Annotated in this window: 12 protein-coding genes; 6 read left to right on the top strand and 6 right to left on the bottom strand. The window is 72.7% G+C overall.

Annotated features, from left to right (window positions below; all coding sequences use genetic code 11):
- Positions 1-26 precede the first annotated feature (26 nt).
- From AHOG_RS19405 to AHOG_RS19380, 5 genes are all read left to right on the top strand, one after another.
- The gene (locus tag AHOG_RS19405) at positions 27-482 is read left to right on the top strand and encodes a hypothetical protein (RefSeq protein ID WP_157736919.1); all 456 of its coding nucleotides are present in this window, start codon (positions 27-29) and stop codon (positions 480-482) included.
- 232 nt (positions 483-714) lie between these two features.
- On the top strand, positions 715-2,139 hold the full coding sequence (locus AHOG_RS19400; RefSeq protein ID WP_093942609.1) for a sensor histidine kinase: 1,425 nt from the start codon (positions 715-717) through the stop codon (positions 2,137-2,139).
- Entirely contained in the window at positions 2,136-2,795 is a 660-nt protein-coding gene (locus tag AHOG_RS19395) for a response regulator transcription factor (protein WP_093942608.1), read from the top strand. Before AHOG_RS19400 ends, AHOG_RS19395 begins: the two co-directional genes overlap by 4 nt.
- Positions 2,796-3,356: 561 nt before the next feature.
- Positions 3,357-4,940, top strand: a complete 1,584-nt coding sequence (locus AHOG_RS19385) for an SLC13 family permease (protein ID WP_245856328.1) — start codon at positions 3,357-3,359, stop codon at positions 4,938-4,940.
- Between the two features lie 153 nt (positions 4,941-5,093).
- The gene (locus AHOG_RS19380) at positions 5,094-6,278 is read left to right on the top strand and encodes a glycerate kinase family protein (protein ID WP_093942606.1); all 1,185 of its coding nucleotides are present in this window, start codon (positions 5,094-5,096) and stop codon (positions 6,276-6,278) included.
- 46 nt (positions 6,279-6,324) lie between these two features.
- Here the strand turns inward: AHOG_RS19380 and AHOG_RS19375 are convergent, their stop codons facing one another.
- Positions 6,325-6,891 (bottom strand): GNAT family N-acetyltransferase, encoded by a 567-nt coding sequence (locus AHOG_RS19375; protein ID WP_342746036.1) that lies wholly within the window; start codon positions 6,889-6,891, stop codon positions 6,325-6,327.
- 230 nt (positions 6,892-7,121) lie between these two features.
- Between AHOG_RS19375 and AHOG_RS19370 the strand changes: the two genes are divergently transcribed.
- Complete coding sequence (locus AHOG_RS19370; RefSeq protein ID WP_245856327.1) at positions 7,122-8,369, top strand: GNAT family N-acetyltransferase; 1,248 nt, start codon at positions 7,122-7,124, stop codon at positions 8,367-8,369.
- A 143-nt stretch (positions 8,370-8,512) separates the two neighbouring features.
- Here the strand turns inward: AHOG_RS19370 and AHOG_RS19365 are convergent, their stop codons facing one another.
- From AHOG_RS19365 to AHOG_RS19345, 5 genes are all read right to left on the bottom strand, one after another.
- Complete coding sequence (locus AHOG_RS19365) at positions 8,513-9,259, bottom strand: type VII secretion target (protein WP_093942605.1); 747 nt, start codon at positions 9,257-9,259, stop codon at positions 8,513-8,515.
- A 72-nt stretch (positions 9,260-9,331) separates the two neighbouring features.
- Positions 9,332-9,970, bottom strand: coding sequence for a YbaB/EbfC family nucleoid-associated protein (locus tag AHOG_RS19360; protein ID WP_093942604.1), 639 nt, complete (start codon positions 9,968-9,970; stop codon positions 9,332-9,334).
- Between the two features lie 88 nt (positions 9,971-10,058).
- Positions 10,059-10,853, bottom strand: coding sequence for an ESX secretion-associated protein EspG (locus AHOG_RS19355; RefSeq protein ID WP_093942603.1), 795 nt, complete (start codon positions 10,851-10,853; stop codon positions 10,059-10,061).
- A gap of 46 nt (positions 10,854-10,899) precedes the next feature.
- Positions 10,900-12,801, bottom strand: coding sequence for a PPE domain-containing protein (locus tag AHOG_RS30285; protein ID WP_169725887.1), 1,902 nt, complete (start codon positions 12,799-12,801; stop codon positions 10,900-10,902).
- 263 nt (positions 12,802-13,064) lie between these two features.
- Complete coding sequence (locus AHOG_RS19345; protein ID WP_093942601.1) at positions 13,065-13,595, bottom strand: hypothetical protein; 531 nt, start codon at positions 13,593-13,595, stop codon at positions 13,065-13,067.
- Positions 13,596-13,766: the final 171 nt, after the last annotated feature.

Genomic DNA, 13,766 nt, shown 5'->3' with positions numbered 1-13,766 from the left:
GTCCGGGGTCTGACAGAGTCCGGGACATGAGCCGCTCTTCCACGGTGCTCTCCCTGGTCGCCGCCCTGGCCCTGCCGTTGTGCGCGGTCGCGACCATCAGCGTGCTCGACCGTCCGACCGCGCCGCCGCCGCATCCGGACGTCGTCCGCATCGGCGAGTCGTACTCGTCGCCGGGCCACGCCGCCGAGTCGGCGCCCCAGGGTGGGCCGGGCGGGCCATCCTCGGCTTTCGAGGACGATGCCGGGGGCGACGGTGCCGGGCCGGACTCCGCGGGTGGCGAGGACTCGGGGCCCGCGGACTCGGGCTCCGACGACTCGCGTGCAGGCGACGCGGGCTCCGACGGCGGCGGCGACGGGTCGGGCACGACCGAGGACGGGATCGCGCCCACCCGGCAGCCGCCGCCGGTGGACGCCGATCCCGATGACGATGACGACGACCGGTCGGATTCCGACGACGACGATGACGATGACGCGGATGACTGAGCCCGCTCGCCTCGCATCCGATCGAACAGGCGGGGCGTCGATCGGCTCGCCGACGGCGGATGACGGCTCGGCACCGACGGACGCTCCGCGGGCCGGGCAGGCTCGATCCCCATCCGGGCAGGCGCGGCCGCGGCTCGGGACAGCCGGGGCCCCCGGAACGCACTCCTCGGCGACCGCGGCCCCGCCCGGTTCGGCCGCCCGCCGTCGCGGATTCTCGGCGCGGGTCCGCATCATGGCCTGGCTGGTCCTGGTGATGGCCTCCGGGCTGATCACGATCGTCCTGGTCGTCCGGCAGCTGCTGCTCAACGACGTCGACCAGCGCGTGACGCGCGTGCTGAACCAGGAGTCGCGCGAGTACGCCGCCTTCGCCGCCGTCGGACGGGACCGCGCGGGCGCCGTCGTCACCGACCCTGCGGCGCTGCTGGACCTCTATCTCGGCGCCCAGTATCCGGACGAGTACGAGACGCTGATCGGCATCGTGGCGGGGCCCGACGGGCTCGACGCGGTGCGACAGCCGCACGAGTCCATGCGAGACGTTGCCCTGCCCGACGAACTGCTGCACTCGATCGTGGCCGACCCCGCGCCCTCGGGGAGCGCCGACACCTCGGCGGGCGAGCTGCGCTGGGCGAAGGTCGGCACCCTGCCCGTCGACGCGGGCGAGTCCGAGGAGCCTGCGGCCTGGTTCGTCACCGGATACCTCGTCGAGCCGTCCCGACGGCAGGCCGACGACACGTTACGGGCGTTGACACTCGTCGGGGCAGGGGCACTGCTCTCCGGCGCAGGGGTGTGCCGGCTGGTGGCCGGGCAGATCCTCGCCCCGGTCCGGGAGGTCCGACTCGCCGCGGCCGCCCTCACCGAGCGTGATCTCACCCATCGGCTGCCGGTGCACGGACGGGACGACATCGCCGCGTTGACCGAACAGTTCAACGCGATGCTCGACCGATTGGAACGGGCCTTCCGGACACAGCGGGAGTTCCTGGACGACGCGAGCCACGAGCTGCGCACGCCCATCACCATCGTTCGGGGCCACCTGGAGCTGCTCGGCGACGACCCCGCCGAACGGGCGGAGGCCGTCCGAATCTGTACCGACGAGCTCGATCGCATGTCACGGATGGTCGAGGACCTCCTGCTGTTGGCGAAGTCGGAGCAGCCGGACTTCGTGACGCCGTCCTGGGTGTCGATGCCGGAGCTGAGCAGCGACGTCGACATCAAGCTGCGCGGTCTCGCCGACCGCCGCTGGCTCCTGGAGGCCATCGGTGAGGGTGAGGCCTGGCTGGACCCGCAGCGTGTCACCCAGGCGGTCCTGCAACTGGCACAGAACGCCGTCGCACACACTCGCCCCGGCGACGTCATCCGGTTCGGCTCCGCGCTGACCGAGGACACCGCGTCGTTCTGGATCACCGACACCGGCCCCGGCGTGCGGCCGGAGGACGCCCCACGCATCTTCCGTCGGTTCACCCGCGGCACGGGGGAGGAACGGGTCGGCGGCGCGGGCCTGGGGCTGGCGATCGTGACCGCGATCGCGGACGCGCACCACGGGCGGGCGCAGCTGGTGTCGCGACCGGGAGACGGGGCCACCTTCGGGCTGGCGCTGCCCGCCAGGCCGATCGAGGACGACGGGGGCGACGGACGTCACGACGAGGGAGGCCGGGCATGACCCGCGTGCTGATCGCCGAGGACGAGGCACGCATCGCCGCGTTCATCGACAAGGGCCTGCGGGCCAACGGGTTCGTGACCACCGTCGTCGGTGACGGGGAGGCGGCGCTGGCCGGTGCGAGCTCGGGCGACCACGACCTGATGGTCCTCGACATCGGGCTGCCCGGCCGCGACGGGTTCGACGTGCTGCGGGCGCTGCGGCGCGGCCGGATCACGCTGCCGGTGATCATCCTGACGGCCCGTGACTCGGTGCACGACACCGTCGCCGGTCTGGAGGGCGGCGCCGACGACTACATGACCAAGCCGTTCCGCTTCGAGGAGCTGTTGGCGCGGGTGCGGCTGCGGCTGCGGTCGGTCGACCGCGTACCGGATCTGTCGGTGCTGCACGCGGGGGACCTCTCGCTGGACCTGCGCACGCGCCGGGCTCGGCTGCCCGGCAGGCTCGTCGACCTCACCGCCCGCGAGTTCGCGCTGCTGGAGCTGTTCCTGCGGCACGCGGGCCAGGTGCTGAGCCGCGAGCAGATCCTGTCGCACGTCTGGGGCTACGACTTCGACCCCGGCTCCAACGTGGTGGACGTCTACGTGCGCACGCTGCGTCGCAAGCTCGGCGCCGACCGCATCGCCACCGTCCGAGGCATGGGTTACCGCTTTCACTGATCCCGCGCGGCGGCCTGCCGGTTCCGTGCGGCGGCCGAGTGCGAGTCGATCGGTGCCGGTGTTCGCTCGGCGTCGGGGATAGGTCGCGTCGCGGTCGCCGAACAGCGCGGGCCGGCCTGGTCGCCGGTCGACGCACGGGCCGGCTCGGTCGGCTGCGGCGGTTCGCGAAGCGCGGGTGCGAGTTCGGAGGCGGACGAGCCTCGCAGGCTTCGCCGACCCCGTTCGACGTCCGACGTCGGCGGCTCTTCCGGCGGTGCGCCGCCGCCCTGGCATCCGATGACGGCTGCTCGATCCGGGCTCCGAGTCACGGGCTCCCGAGTCACGGCTTCGGACCGCCGAGCAGGGGCGGGGGTCACCGCGCCCACCCGAGGGCCTCGGACGCACCCGTCCGCTTCGGACGGTCGGGTGCTCGTCGCCTCCTCGACCGAGACCCCGCGACCCGGCTGCCCGTGCCGCAGGCGACGGCGCCCGACCCGCGCGCCCGGCGGGCCGAGCGGTGGATGAAGACTCCTTCATGATCCGTTCACCGTGACATCAGCCTGCGGACAGACGCTGGTCGCCGTGACCGAACTCGACACGGACCGGGAGCCGCCGCTCACCGTCTACGCGACCACGCCGCCGCGCGGACCGGCGGCCCGTCGCACGGGCGCCGCCCCGGCCACCAGGAGGCCGGGAACCGCCCCGCGATCCGACGGTCCGGACTCGGCGCGGGCTCGGCGGGGGCGGACACGCGCGATCGCGCCCACGGCCCTGGCCGTGGGAGCGTTGACGCTGCTGTACCTGGTGCTTCCCGGACCGGAGGCCGGTCTCCCCGCCGAAGGGCGGATCACCCTGGTGGTGTTCGCAGGGGCCGTCCTGGCGTGGACGTGCACTCGCTGGGACGACGTCTTCGTGTCGTTGGCCGCCGCCCTGAGCCTCACGCTGCTCGGCGTGCTGCGGCCCGACGAGTTGTTCGGCGCGCTGGGGGACGGCGTGATCTGGCTGCTGATCGCCGCCTTCGTCCTGGCCGCGGCCCTCACCGCCGCAGGCCTGCCCGACCGTCTTGCCGTGGCGTTGCTGACCCGGGCCGGGAGTGTGCGCGGCCTCGCGCACCTGCTCACCGCCGCCCTCGTGGTCAGCGCGCTGCTGGTGCCCGCGACGTCCGGGCGCGCGGCGCTCGCCCTGCCGGTGTTCCTCGCGGTGGCGCGGGCCCTGCCGGGCCGGGAGCGGGTCGTGCGGGCCCTGTCCCTGCTGATCCCCACGGTGATCCTGCTGTCGGCCGTGGCGACGCTCACCGGGGCCGGTGCGCATCTGATCACCGTCGAGGTGCTGCGGACCGCTACCGGCGAGGGCATCGACTTCGGCGGCTGGCTGCTGGCGGGACTGCCGCTGGCGGTGGTCGGCTCGCATCTCGCGGCCGAACTGGTGCTGCTGCTGATGACCAGGCGTGCCGATCGTCGACGGCGGCTGGTCCTCCGACAGGTCGATCTCGTCGCCGACGGCGGCTCGACGCCGCCACGAGCAGACCGACGCGCCAAGAGCGTGGCGATGCTCGTCTGTCTCATCGTCCTGGCCTGGTGCACCGAGACCTGGCACGGCGTGGAACCCGCGCTGATCGCCCTGATCGGAGCGCTGGCCGTCACCGCCCCGGGAGTGGGCACCGTGTCGCTCTCCCCGGCGCTGCGTTCGGTGCCCTGGTCGCTGCTGCTGTTCATGGCCGCCACGGCGGTGCTGGGCGGCGCGCTGCTCGACTCCGGCGCGGCCGACTGGCTGATGGGCACCCTGTTGAACGGCGTCGCCGCCGGTGAGGCGTCGGCGGCGGGGTTCCTGGCGCTGGTCGTGGTCGTGAGCACGGCGGCTCATCTGGTGTTGCAGTCTCGATCGGCGAGATCCTCCGTGCTCGTTCCGCTGCTGGTGCCCGCCGCCGTGGTCTTCGGCCTGAATCCCGCCGCCGTGGCGTTCGCCTCCACGGCCGCCGCCGGCTTCTGTCACACCCTCCCGTCCTCGGCGAAGCCGGTGGCGATGTTCGCCGACCTGGGGAGCCTCCCCGGCTACGGCCGCCGCGATCTGCTGCGGCTGTCGGCGCTGCTGGCACCGCTGCTGGCGGCCCTGGTGCTCGGCTTCGCCTGGTTCGTCTGGCCGCACCTGGGGCTCCCGCTGCGATGACCGCCCCGCGCGGCTGCCGCACGGCGGCCCGGGTCGGCGGCGTCCCCGCCGCCCGTCGCATCGCGCGGCGCCCCCCGACGACCGCGTGCCCCTCGTCCGGTCGTCCCGCACGGCCGGACCCCCACCGGAACTCATCCCCGCAAGGAGGCACCCATGGCCCTCGTCAACCCCGCCGCTCCGCTGCGCATCGTCATCGCCCCGAGCGGATTCAAGGAGTCGCTGAGCGCCGAGTCGGTGGCCGAGGCCATCGAGGCGGGCGTGCGCCGCGTCGTGCCCGACGCGCTCGTCGACTCGATCCCGCTGGTCGACGGTGGCGAGGGGTCGGCACGCACCCTCGCCCGCGTCACCGGCGGCCAGGTGGTGCCGGTGACGGTCACCGGTCCGCTCGGCACCCCCGTCGACGCCCACTTCGCCGTGCTCGGCGGGTCCGGGAAACCGACCGCCGTGGTGGAGATGGCCGCCGCGGCCGGGCTGCGCCTCGTGCCGCCCGCCCATCGCGATCCCGGCCGCACCACCACCAGAGGCGTCGGCGAGTTGCTCCTCGCCGCGCTCGATCACGGCTGTCGTCGCATCCTGGTGGGCTGCGGCGACTCCGGCACCTGCGACGGGGGAGCCGGTGCCTTACAGGCGCTCGGCGTCGAGCTCACCGATGTCCACGGCCGCGCGATCGGATCGGGCGGCGCCGCGTTGACCGAGGTACGTCGGATCGACGTCGGGGGACTCGACGCGCGGCTCGCCGAGACCGACCTGGTGGTGGCCTGCAATCCGCACAACCTGCTCACCGGTTCCTCGGGTGTGGCACGGGTGTTCGGCCCGCAGAAGGGCGCCGACGCCGAGCGGACCGAGCACCTGGCCGCCGCGATGGACCGCTGGTCCGCCGTCCTGGCCGCCCACTGCGGACGTGAGCTGGGACAGGCGGCGGGCAGCGGCGCCTCCGGAGGTCTGGGCGCCGGGCTGGCCGGTGTCCTCGGCGCCCGCCTGCGGCCTCGGTTCGAGGTGATGCTCGACCATGTCGACCTCGACGCCGCACTGGCCGCGGCGGACCTCGTCATCACCGCCGAAGGGGCGATCGACTTCCAGACGCCACGAGGGAAGGTGCCCGCCGAGGTCGCGCGCCGAGCCAAGCCGTACGGCAGACCGGTGATCGCCCTCGCGGGCACCATCGGCGACGGCGCACGGGACAACTACGCGGCGGGCATCGACGCCTTCGCGGGCATCCTCGCCGCACCGGTGCAGCTCTCCGAGGCGATCGCCAGGGCGGCCGAGCTGGTCACCGACGCCACGGAGCGGGCGCTTCGGCTGGTCCTGGTCGGAGCCGCGTTGGGTCGGGCGGCCTGAGGGTCTCAGGGGCGCCCGCGGCACGAGAGCAGGCGCGGCGAGGGGATCAGCCGTCGACGTCGCCCGCCGGTTCCTCGTCGCGCAGCTCGCCCTCCAACATGCCCATCAGGATCATGTCGTGCCAGCGGCCGTCCCGGCGGAACCCGTCGCGAATCCGGCCCTCCTCGACGAATCCGAGCCTGCGGTAGACGTGCCGGGCGGCCTCGTTCTCCGCGACGACCGACAACGAGACGGCGTGCAGCCGCATCTGGTCGAAACCGTAGCGACAGAGCAGTCGCGCGGCCTCGGTGCCGTAACCGGAGTTCCAGCGATCGCGTTCGCCGAGATAGATGTTCAGCTCCGCGCGACCCGTCTCCGGGTTTCCGTCCACCAGCATCGCCACGCCCACCAGCGCCCCGTCGGCGATCACCTCGATGCCCAGCAGCAGGAAGGAGTAGCTGTTGACCGGCCGAGCCGCCGCCCGCGCCTGAGCCTGAGCGAGCGATTCGGGATAGCGCGCGGTGAGCCACCGCATCACCTCGGGGTCCTGGTTCCACCGCCACAGCGACTCGACCTCGTCCGGCTCCATCGGCCGCAGCCGCACCAGCCGACCGGACAACCACGTGGACGTCACCCGTATTCCCCTTATCACCGCATCGTCGAGTCGCACTATGACAGGGAACCGCCTGGAGACCCAAGGGTTTTCCGCGCCGCCCGCGCGATCCGGCGCCCGCCGGCCCGGCCCGCGGGTCCGCCGGTGCCGTCCGGCCTCACTCACCGACCGGGATCGCCGGCCGGCGGCCTCCGTTCGCCCCGCCGGAAAATCGGTGGTGCGCCGGGCCGTTCTCCGACAGAGTCCTTCCGGTGGACCAAGGACGCACCGCACCCGCCGAGCCCGTTCGCCTGCCCGAAGGGTTGGTGCTGCGCGGTGCGACCGCGGCCGACCTCGACCAGATCCAGGCACTGCTCACCGAACGCGGCGAGGCCGCCGACGCCGTCGACCTCCGTCTCATCGTCGAGGACTCCGCCGCGGGATGGGACTCCTGCGCGGTGGTCGTCACCGCGGAGGGTCGAGTGGTGTCCACCGCGACCCTCCTGGACGAGGAGCTGATCCTCGGCGGAGTCCGCATCCCCGCCGGGCAGGTGGAACTCGTGGCGACCAGCGTCGATCACGAGGGCCGGGGACTCGTCCGGGCGTTGATGGCCTGGGCACACGAGCGGTCGGCTCGGCGCGGCCATCTGGCACAGGTGATGCTGGGCATTCCCTACTTCTACCGCCAGTTCGGCTACTCCTACGCGATCCCCTACCACCCCGTGCGGCCCGTGCACACCGCGCCGCCGCCGGAGCCCGACCATCGGGTGCGCCCCGCCGTGCTCGACGACGTCGACGCGATCACCACCCTGAGCGACGCGGCGCAGGCCGACGCGGACCTGCGGATGCCGCACTCGCCGGAGTGCCTGCGCTGGCTGCTCGCCCGCGACGGCAGCACACAGTGGATCGTGGAGCGCGACGGCCTGCCGGTGGCGACCGGACGCAGCACCCCGCCGAGCGAGGACGTCCACCTCGGCGAGTTGAGCGCCGTGGACGCCGCCGCGGCACGGGCGCTGCTGTGGCACGTCACGACACTGGCCGGAGCGAACTCGGCGTCCGTCCGGGTCGGCGATCGGCGGGGCACCGTCGCGAGTCATGCGTTGGCCGAGCTCCTCGGCCCCGCCCCGGACGCCGCGGAGATGTACTACCTGCGGGTCGAAGATCCCGCCGCGCTGCTCGAACGGCTGCGCCCGGTGTTGTCGGCCCGTCTCGCGGCCTGCGCGGATCACGCACGCTTCGACGGCGAGGTGGTGCTCTCCTTCTTCCGCTCGCACGTGCGGTTCGAGATCGCCGACGGCGTCGTGGGGCCGATGACCCGCGGTGGAACGCTTCAGTGGCCCGCGTCGGTCGGGGGAGCGGGCATCGCACCGGACCGCGTGCCCGACCTGCTCTTCGGCCCGCACGGGATCATCGGTCTCTCCCGGCTGCACCCCGACGTCTACCCCGGACCCAGGGCCGACCTGATGGGCGTGCTGTTCCCGCCGGTCCGCGCCGACCTGTTGACGTTCTACCTGGTCTGAGTCGGCGCCGAGCCGGGCGCGGTGACATGGACAGCCGCGTGCGGCGCGCGGGTGCCGGGTGCTGCGGATCGACCAGGCGATGTCGCTGAGGCGAGGCGGGGGACCGGTGGGAGCCAGGCCCCCGCGCCGGCGGGCTTCACACGCTATTGGAACCGTGCCTCATTGGCGGCCTCGGCCCTGGCGCGCAGTACCGCCGAGTCCTGAATGACGGGTTCGCCGACCTGCTGTGGTGTGTATTGGGCTGTCGGGTAGTCGTTGCGGACGGGTTCGCCGACCTGCTGTGGTGTGTATTGGGCTGTCGGGTAGTCGTTGCGGACGGGTTCGCCGACCTGCTGTGGTGTGTATTGGGCTGTCGGGTAGTCGTTGCGGACGGGTTCGCCGACCTGCTGCGGCGTGTGTCGAGCCGTGGGGTAGTCATCGCGGACGGGCTCGCCGAGGTTCTGCCGCGACGCGTGTTCGGCTGCGATGTAGTCGTTGCGAACGACGTTCTGCGCGGGCATGTCGGCCCGCTGGAATGCCGCGGGCGCGCCGCCGCCTGCGCTCGGACCCGGACCGCCCGCGAACTCCGGCGGCTGGATGTGGTCCATGGTGATGTTCTTGAACGACCGCTGGTTCGCGTCGTCGGTGTCGAGGTACTGATCGGCCGTCGCACGGACGTTCTCCGCGCTGGTGGTGATGCCCTCGACCGCGGCGTTCAGCGCCGTGATGCCCTCCTCCTCCATCGGGTTGATGATCGGGGGAAGGAACTGGCAGATCAGCCCGTAGGCGTCGTCGGACATGCTGACGGTCTCCGCCGCGGAGATCGCCGTGTTCAGCCGGTCGGTCAGCGCGTCGAGATGACTGGCGTGTGCCACCAGGTCCTCCGGCACGACGTCGTAGGCCTCGCTCATCGTGGATTCCTTTCACGAACCCGTGGCGGTGATCGATCCTTCGCCCCGGTCGGTGTGCGATCGATACGGCCGTCAGTCCCGCAGCGGGTCGGACTCCTCGTCGAAGTCGTCGTCCTCGTCGGTCCTACGACGTGACGGGGCCGGCCGCTGCGGAGATGCCGCGGGCGGCTGGACGCCGGCCGCGGGCGGCGCCGACGCACTCGGTACCTGTGTACTCGGCGCCGGCGCGGGAGCCGCCTCCTCGCTCGACTCGATCGACTCCCACTTTCGGCCGGCCTCTTCGTCGGCGGCGTCCTCGTCCTCGTCGGGCTGCTGGGGGAAGCGTTCCCGGAGGTTGCCCAACAGCTCGGCTCGCGTCTCGGCGTCCTCGTCGCCCAGATGCTCAGACATCGTCTCGCCGACCTGGGTGGCGATGTCCGCCTGGGCGCGCTGCATGGTCGACAGAACCAGACTGGCGATCGCGGGCAGCGGCATCGTTCGGATGCGCTCACTGAAGACCAGGTCGGTCAGGCTGCCGTCGGCCCGCACCGTCGCCGTCACCGCGCCGTCGCTGCTGGTGGCGCTCAGCCGCAGCTGCTCGGTCTGGACATGAGCCGCCTGGTAGCGCTGTGCCTTCTCCGCGAGGCCCTGCGCCCACTGCCCGATCCGTTGTTCGATCTCGGCGGGATCCTTGCCCATGCCCGCGAAGGCGCCCGTGCCGGGGCCGGTCATGTGAAACCTCCATCAACACTGCTGGGACATCGGTTCGTGTGACCGCGGCCGAGCCAGGGGCCCGGCCGCGGTCACGAGGTCGGCGTCGTCACCGGCCCGTGGGCGTGCCCGCGGCGCGGGACAGCACCTCCATGACCCGCCCCTCGATGCGTTCGCCGTCGGCGGGAGCGAGGCTGAGCCACTCGTCTTCACGCACCATCAGGTATCGGCCCTGGTGAGTGTCGAACCAGGTGACCAGGGTGGCGGAGCGGCGAGCCTGTCGCTGCGTCGCCCCGCCCACCGTCACCCCGAACTGTCCGCCGCCCTTGCGGTTGGCCGCCAGTTCGGCCAGCGCGGCGGCGTCCTCGGCGCTCATGCCCGCCTTCCGCAGCGCCCGTTCCTCGTCATCGTCGTCGCTGCCCCAGGGATCGTCGTCCTCGTCGGACTCCACCGCCGCGGTGAGCGCGTGCAGCGGGGCCGACATGGCCCAGCCCGGCCCCGCCTCCTTGGCGGGAAGCACGCCGACGATGGAGCGGGCCAGCGAGGTCGGACGAATCTCGCCGATCCGTAGTTCGTCGCCGGCCAGCGTCGCGAGCACACCCAGTTCCTGATCGGTCGCGGCCAACGCCCGCAGCGGACGTCCGATGTGGCCCACGGCGTCCACCGACAGCCTGGGCTGCGAGAGCAGCCGCAGCAACGACGTCAGCTCAGGAGACACCGTGCCGTCGGTGACCAGGCCCCGCTCCGCCAGCTCGCGATACGCCTCGGCCTTGAGCTCGACCCGCTCGGCCATGGTCTTGCCGCTGCTGGGAACGTCCAGCGGATAGGGGATCCGGCCGAGGCCCAGGTCAGTCCATACGAACTCGAACTGCCGGGCCGACAACACGAATTCAGTCTCGCTCATCGTCCTTCTCCCGTAACCGACTCTCGGGTGTGCTCTCGACGGCCGGTCATCCCTGCTTCTTGGGCTTCCGGTCACCGATCACCGCGGGTGGCAGGTCGTCGCCGAGGCGCTCGAAGACCTTCTCGCCCTGGAGGTACGCGGCAGGCCGGTGCTCCTTGTCCTCGGTGTCCTGAGCGCCGCGAGCGGGTGCGCCGCCGCCACCGGCCATGCCGGGAGCCATGCCGCCGCCTGCCGCGCCGCCGCCCATGCCGCCGGGCATGCCGCCCATCCGGCCCGCGCCGCCCGTGCCGCCGACTCCGGTCGCTCCTCCTGCGGCCAGGTTCGAGGCCGCGCCGCCGCCCGCGCCACCACCGAAACCGCCCGCACCGCCGCCACCGAAGCCGCCCGCGCCGCCGGGGATGTTGGGCACACCGCCGGGGCCGAAGCCGCGGGCCCCGCCGCCGATGCCGCCACCGCCACCGCCACCGGGCATCGAGCCGGTGCCGCCGGGGATGTTCGGGATGTTGCCGGGTCCGAAGCCCTTCGCGCCGCCGGGGCCACCGCTTCCGATGCCGGGCATCGAGCCGGTGCCGCCGGGGATGTTGGGGATCTGCGGAGTGAGCGGACGACCGCCCGCGCCGCCGGGGCCACCGCTTCCGATGCCGGGCATCGAGCCGGTGCCGCCGGGAATGTTGGGGATCTGCGGAGTGGCCGGGCGACCGCCGGTACCACCGCTGCCACCCTGGTTGGCGCGCGGCATGGTCGCGCCGGGCACACCACCGATGCCGGGAATCGACCCGCTGCCGGGAATTCCCCCGCCGGTGCCGCCGCCGGGGCGGTTGGCTCCCGGGATGTCGGGAATGTCGGGCATGCCCTGCGGCGAGATCCTCGGTGCGCTCTGCGGAGTGATCGGGGGCGGGGTGCCGCCGCCGAACCCGCCGATGGAGGGCATGCCGCCGACGCCGCCCGCACCACCGCCGCCGGGGATGTTGGGGATGGCCGCCGGGTTCATGCCCGTGCCGCCGGGGACGTTGGGACGGAAGTTCGAGGTGTCGGGCATCGAGGCCGCAGGCGCGAGGTTCGGCGGCGTGCCGCCGAGGGTGGACGGCGCGCCACCGCCGCCGGGACCGCCGAAGCCGTTCGCTCCGCCGGGACCGCCCGCGCCGCCGGGGATGTCGGGAATCGCGCCGGGCCCGCCGGGCACGCCGCCCGGTCCGCCGGGAATCCCGCCGGGGCCGCCGGGCATGCCGGGCACGCCGCCGGGACCGCCGGGCATTCCGGGCACGCCGCCGGGACCGCCGGGCATTCCGCCGCTCGCGAGCTGCGTGTCGAGTTCCGGGACGCCTGCCGGGGTGCCCTGCTGCATCGGGGACAGCTCGCCCATCAGCCCCATCGGCGCGGTGCCCGCCGCCGTCATGGTGCCCCGGATGGGATTCGGGGGCGGACTGAACTGCGGCGTCTCCTGATCGATGCCGCGCGAGTCCGACTCCATCGTGGACATGACGGCGACGGCCTGTTCATGCGCGGAGTTGGCCTCGGCGCTCTTGCGCTCCACATCGACGACCGCCGCCGCGAAGCCCACGAGCCCGCCGGTGGCGAAGCCCCTCGTGAGGATGTCCTCGTAGTCGAACTCGACGGGCTCCGGCATCGCCGACCGGGCGGTCTCCATGATCTGAGCCTGTCCGGCGATCTTGTATCCCACGTCGGCGGCGGTCACCGACGCCTCGTTGCTCCATTCCGCGAGTTGCGTGATGGCGCCTCGCGCGGCCGTGGCCGCCGATCCGGTCCAGCCGTCCTCCACCGCGACGAGTCGATCCCCCATCGACTGTGCGGCCTCGGAGATCTCGCTCGCGATCTGCTGCCATTCCGAGGAGAGCTCCCCCGCAGCGCCCGGATCATTGTCGACGTGGACCGCCTCGTAGAGCGTCCGATGGTTGTAGGAGCTCCAGTTGTGCGTGTCCGTCAGCATGAGGTGGTTCTCCGGCGCCGGGGCGCCGACGGCCCTCTCCTCGCCTCGCGGCGCTGCTGAGCCTTCTACGTACATCGGATGATCGCCTCTCGCTACAGGAGGTTCGCTACAGGGGGATTCGATGCCGGCGCCGCGACCGCGGCGGTGTCACCATCGGCGGCACCGGGGCGGCGCGGCGGCATCCACGAGTCGTTGATCAGCAAGTGCGCGGGCGCGGCGCCGGACCCGCCCACGTCGCTCCTGACCGTGCTCGGTGCGGCGGGTCAGACCGCCTGGTTCTCGTCGGGGCGGATTCTCTTGAAGGAGTCGACGTTGTCCTGCTCGATCTGCTGGTAGAGGTTCATCGCCTGGCTGACGGCCTCGTGGGCGTCCTCCAGAACCTCCCGGTACGGGGTGAAGACGCTGCGGAAGGAGATTCCCTCGCCTGCCGCGCGGTCCTCGAACTTGAGGCCCATCGCCTCGCCGACGGGGTTGGCACCGAACGGCGCGCGACGGGCGAGCGTGTTGGCACGTTCCAACCAGCCGTCGACCCGTTCCATCTGCTCCTGCAGCATCGCCTTGATCTCCTCGCCCGCGGCCGGGTCGAGGTAGAGGTCGCCTGCTTCGATGCTCTTCCGGAGCGTGTCGACCTGCGCGGTGAGCTGCGTGACCCGCGCCGCGGTCATCATCGGCTGCAAGTCGGCGGTCTCGGAGGCGACGCTCGCCTCCTTCATGGTCTGCGTGGCCGCGACGCTGTCCTGCGTCATCATCATCGGCGCCATGGCGGTGCCGCTTACGAACTCGGAGTCGCTCATCGGTTCCCTTCGCGGTCTGTCCTACCCCGATGCCTGCGTTCTCGTCCCCGCACACCCGGCTCGCCGACCACCGTCCGGAGCGCGCTCGGACCGGGTCGGTTCCGGTGAAGTGTGATGGGGGATGGAACGAGATAGACCTTAGACTTCCAGCGTGGGCCAAGATAGTCCGGG

The organism is Actinoalloteichus hoggarensis, assembly GCF_002234535.1.
Lineage (GTDB): Bacteria > Actinomycetota > Actinomycetes > Mycobacteriales > Pseudonocardiaceae > Actinoalloteichus_A > Actinoalloteichus_A hoggarensis.
The sequence above is the reverse complement of the archived record's forward strand: the minus strand, read 5'-3'. Positions and strand labels throughout refer to the sequence as shown.

Excerpts from the sequence above, each read along its gene's own strand:
- AHOG_RS19405 (WP_157736919.1), top strand. The coding sequence starts at position 27 with ATGAGCCGCTCTTCCACGGTGCTCTCCCTGGTCGCCGCCCTGGCCCTG.
- AHOG_RS19400 (WP_093942609.1), top strand. The coding sequence starts at position 715 with ATGGCCTGGCTGGTCCTGGTGATGGCCTCCGGGCTGATCACGATCGTC.
- AHOG_RS19395 (WP_093942608.1), top strand. The coding sequence starts at position 2,136 with ATGACCCGCGTGCTGATCGCCGAGGACGAGGCACGCATCGCCGCGTTC.
- AHOG_RS19380 (WP_093942606.1), top strand. The coding sequence starts at position 5,094 with ATGGCCCTCGTCAACCCCGCCGCTCCGCTGCGCATCGTCATCGCCCCG.
- AHOG_RS19365 (WP_093942605.1), bottom strand. The coding sequence starts at position 9,259 with ATGAGCGAGGCCTACGACGTCGTGCCGGAGGACCTGGTGGCACACGCC.
- AHOG_RS19360 (WP_093942604.1), bottom strand. The coding sequence starts at position 9,970 with ATGACCGGCCCCGGCACGGGCGCCTTCGCGGGCATGGGCAAGGATCCC.
- AHOG_RS19355 (WP_093942603.1), bottom strand. The coding sequence starts at position 10,853 with ATGAGCGAGACTGAATTCGTGTTGTCGGCCCGGCAGTTCGAGTTCGTA.
- AHOG_RS30285 (WP_169725887.1), bottom strand. The coding sequence starts at position 12,801 with ATGCTGACGGACACGCACAACTGGAGCTCCTACAACCATCGGACGCTC.
- AHOG_RS19345 (WP_093942601.1), bottom strand. The coding sequence starts at position 13,595 with ATGAGCGACTCCGAGTTCGTAAGCGGCACCGCCATGGCGCCGATGATG.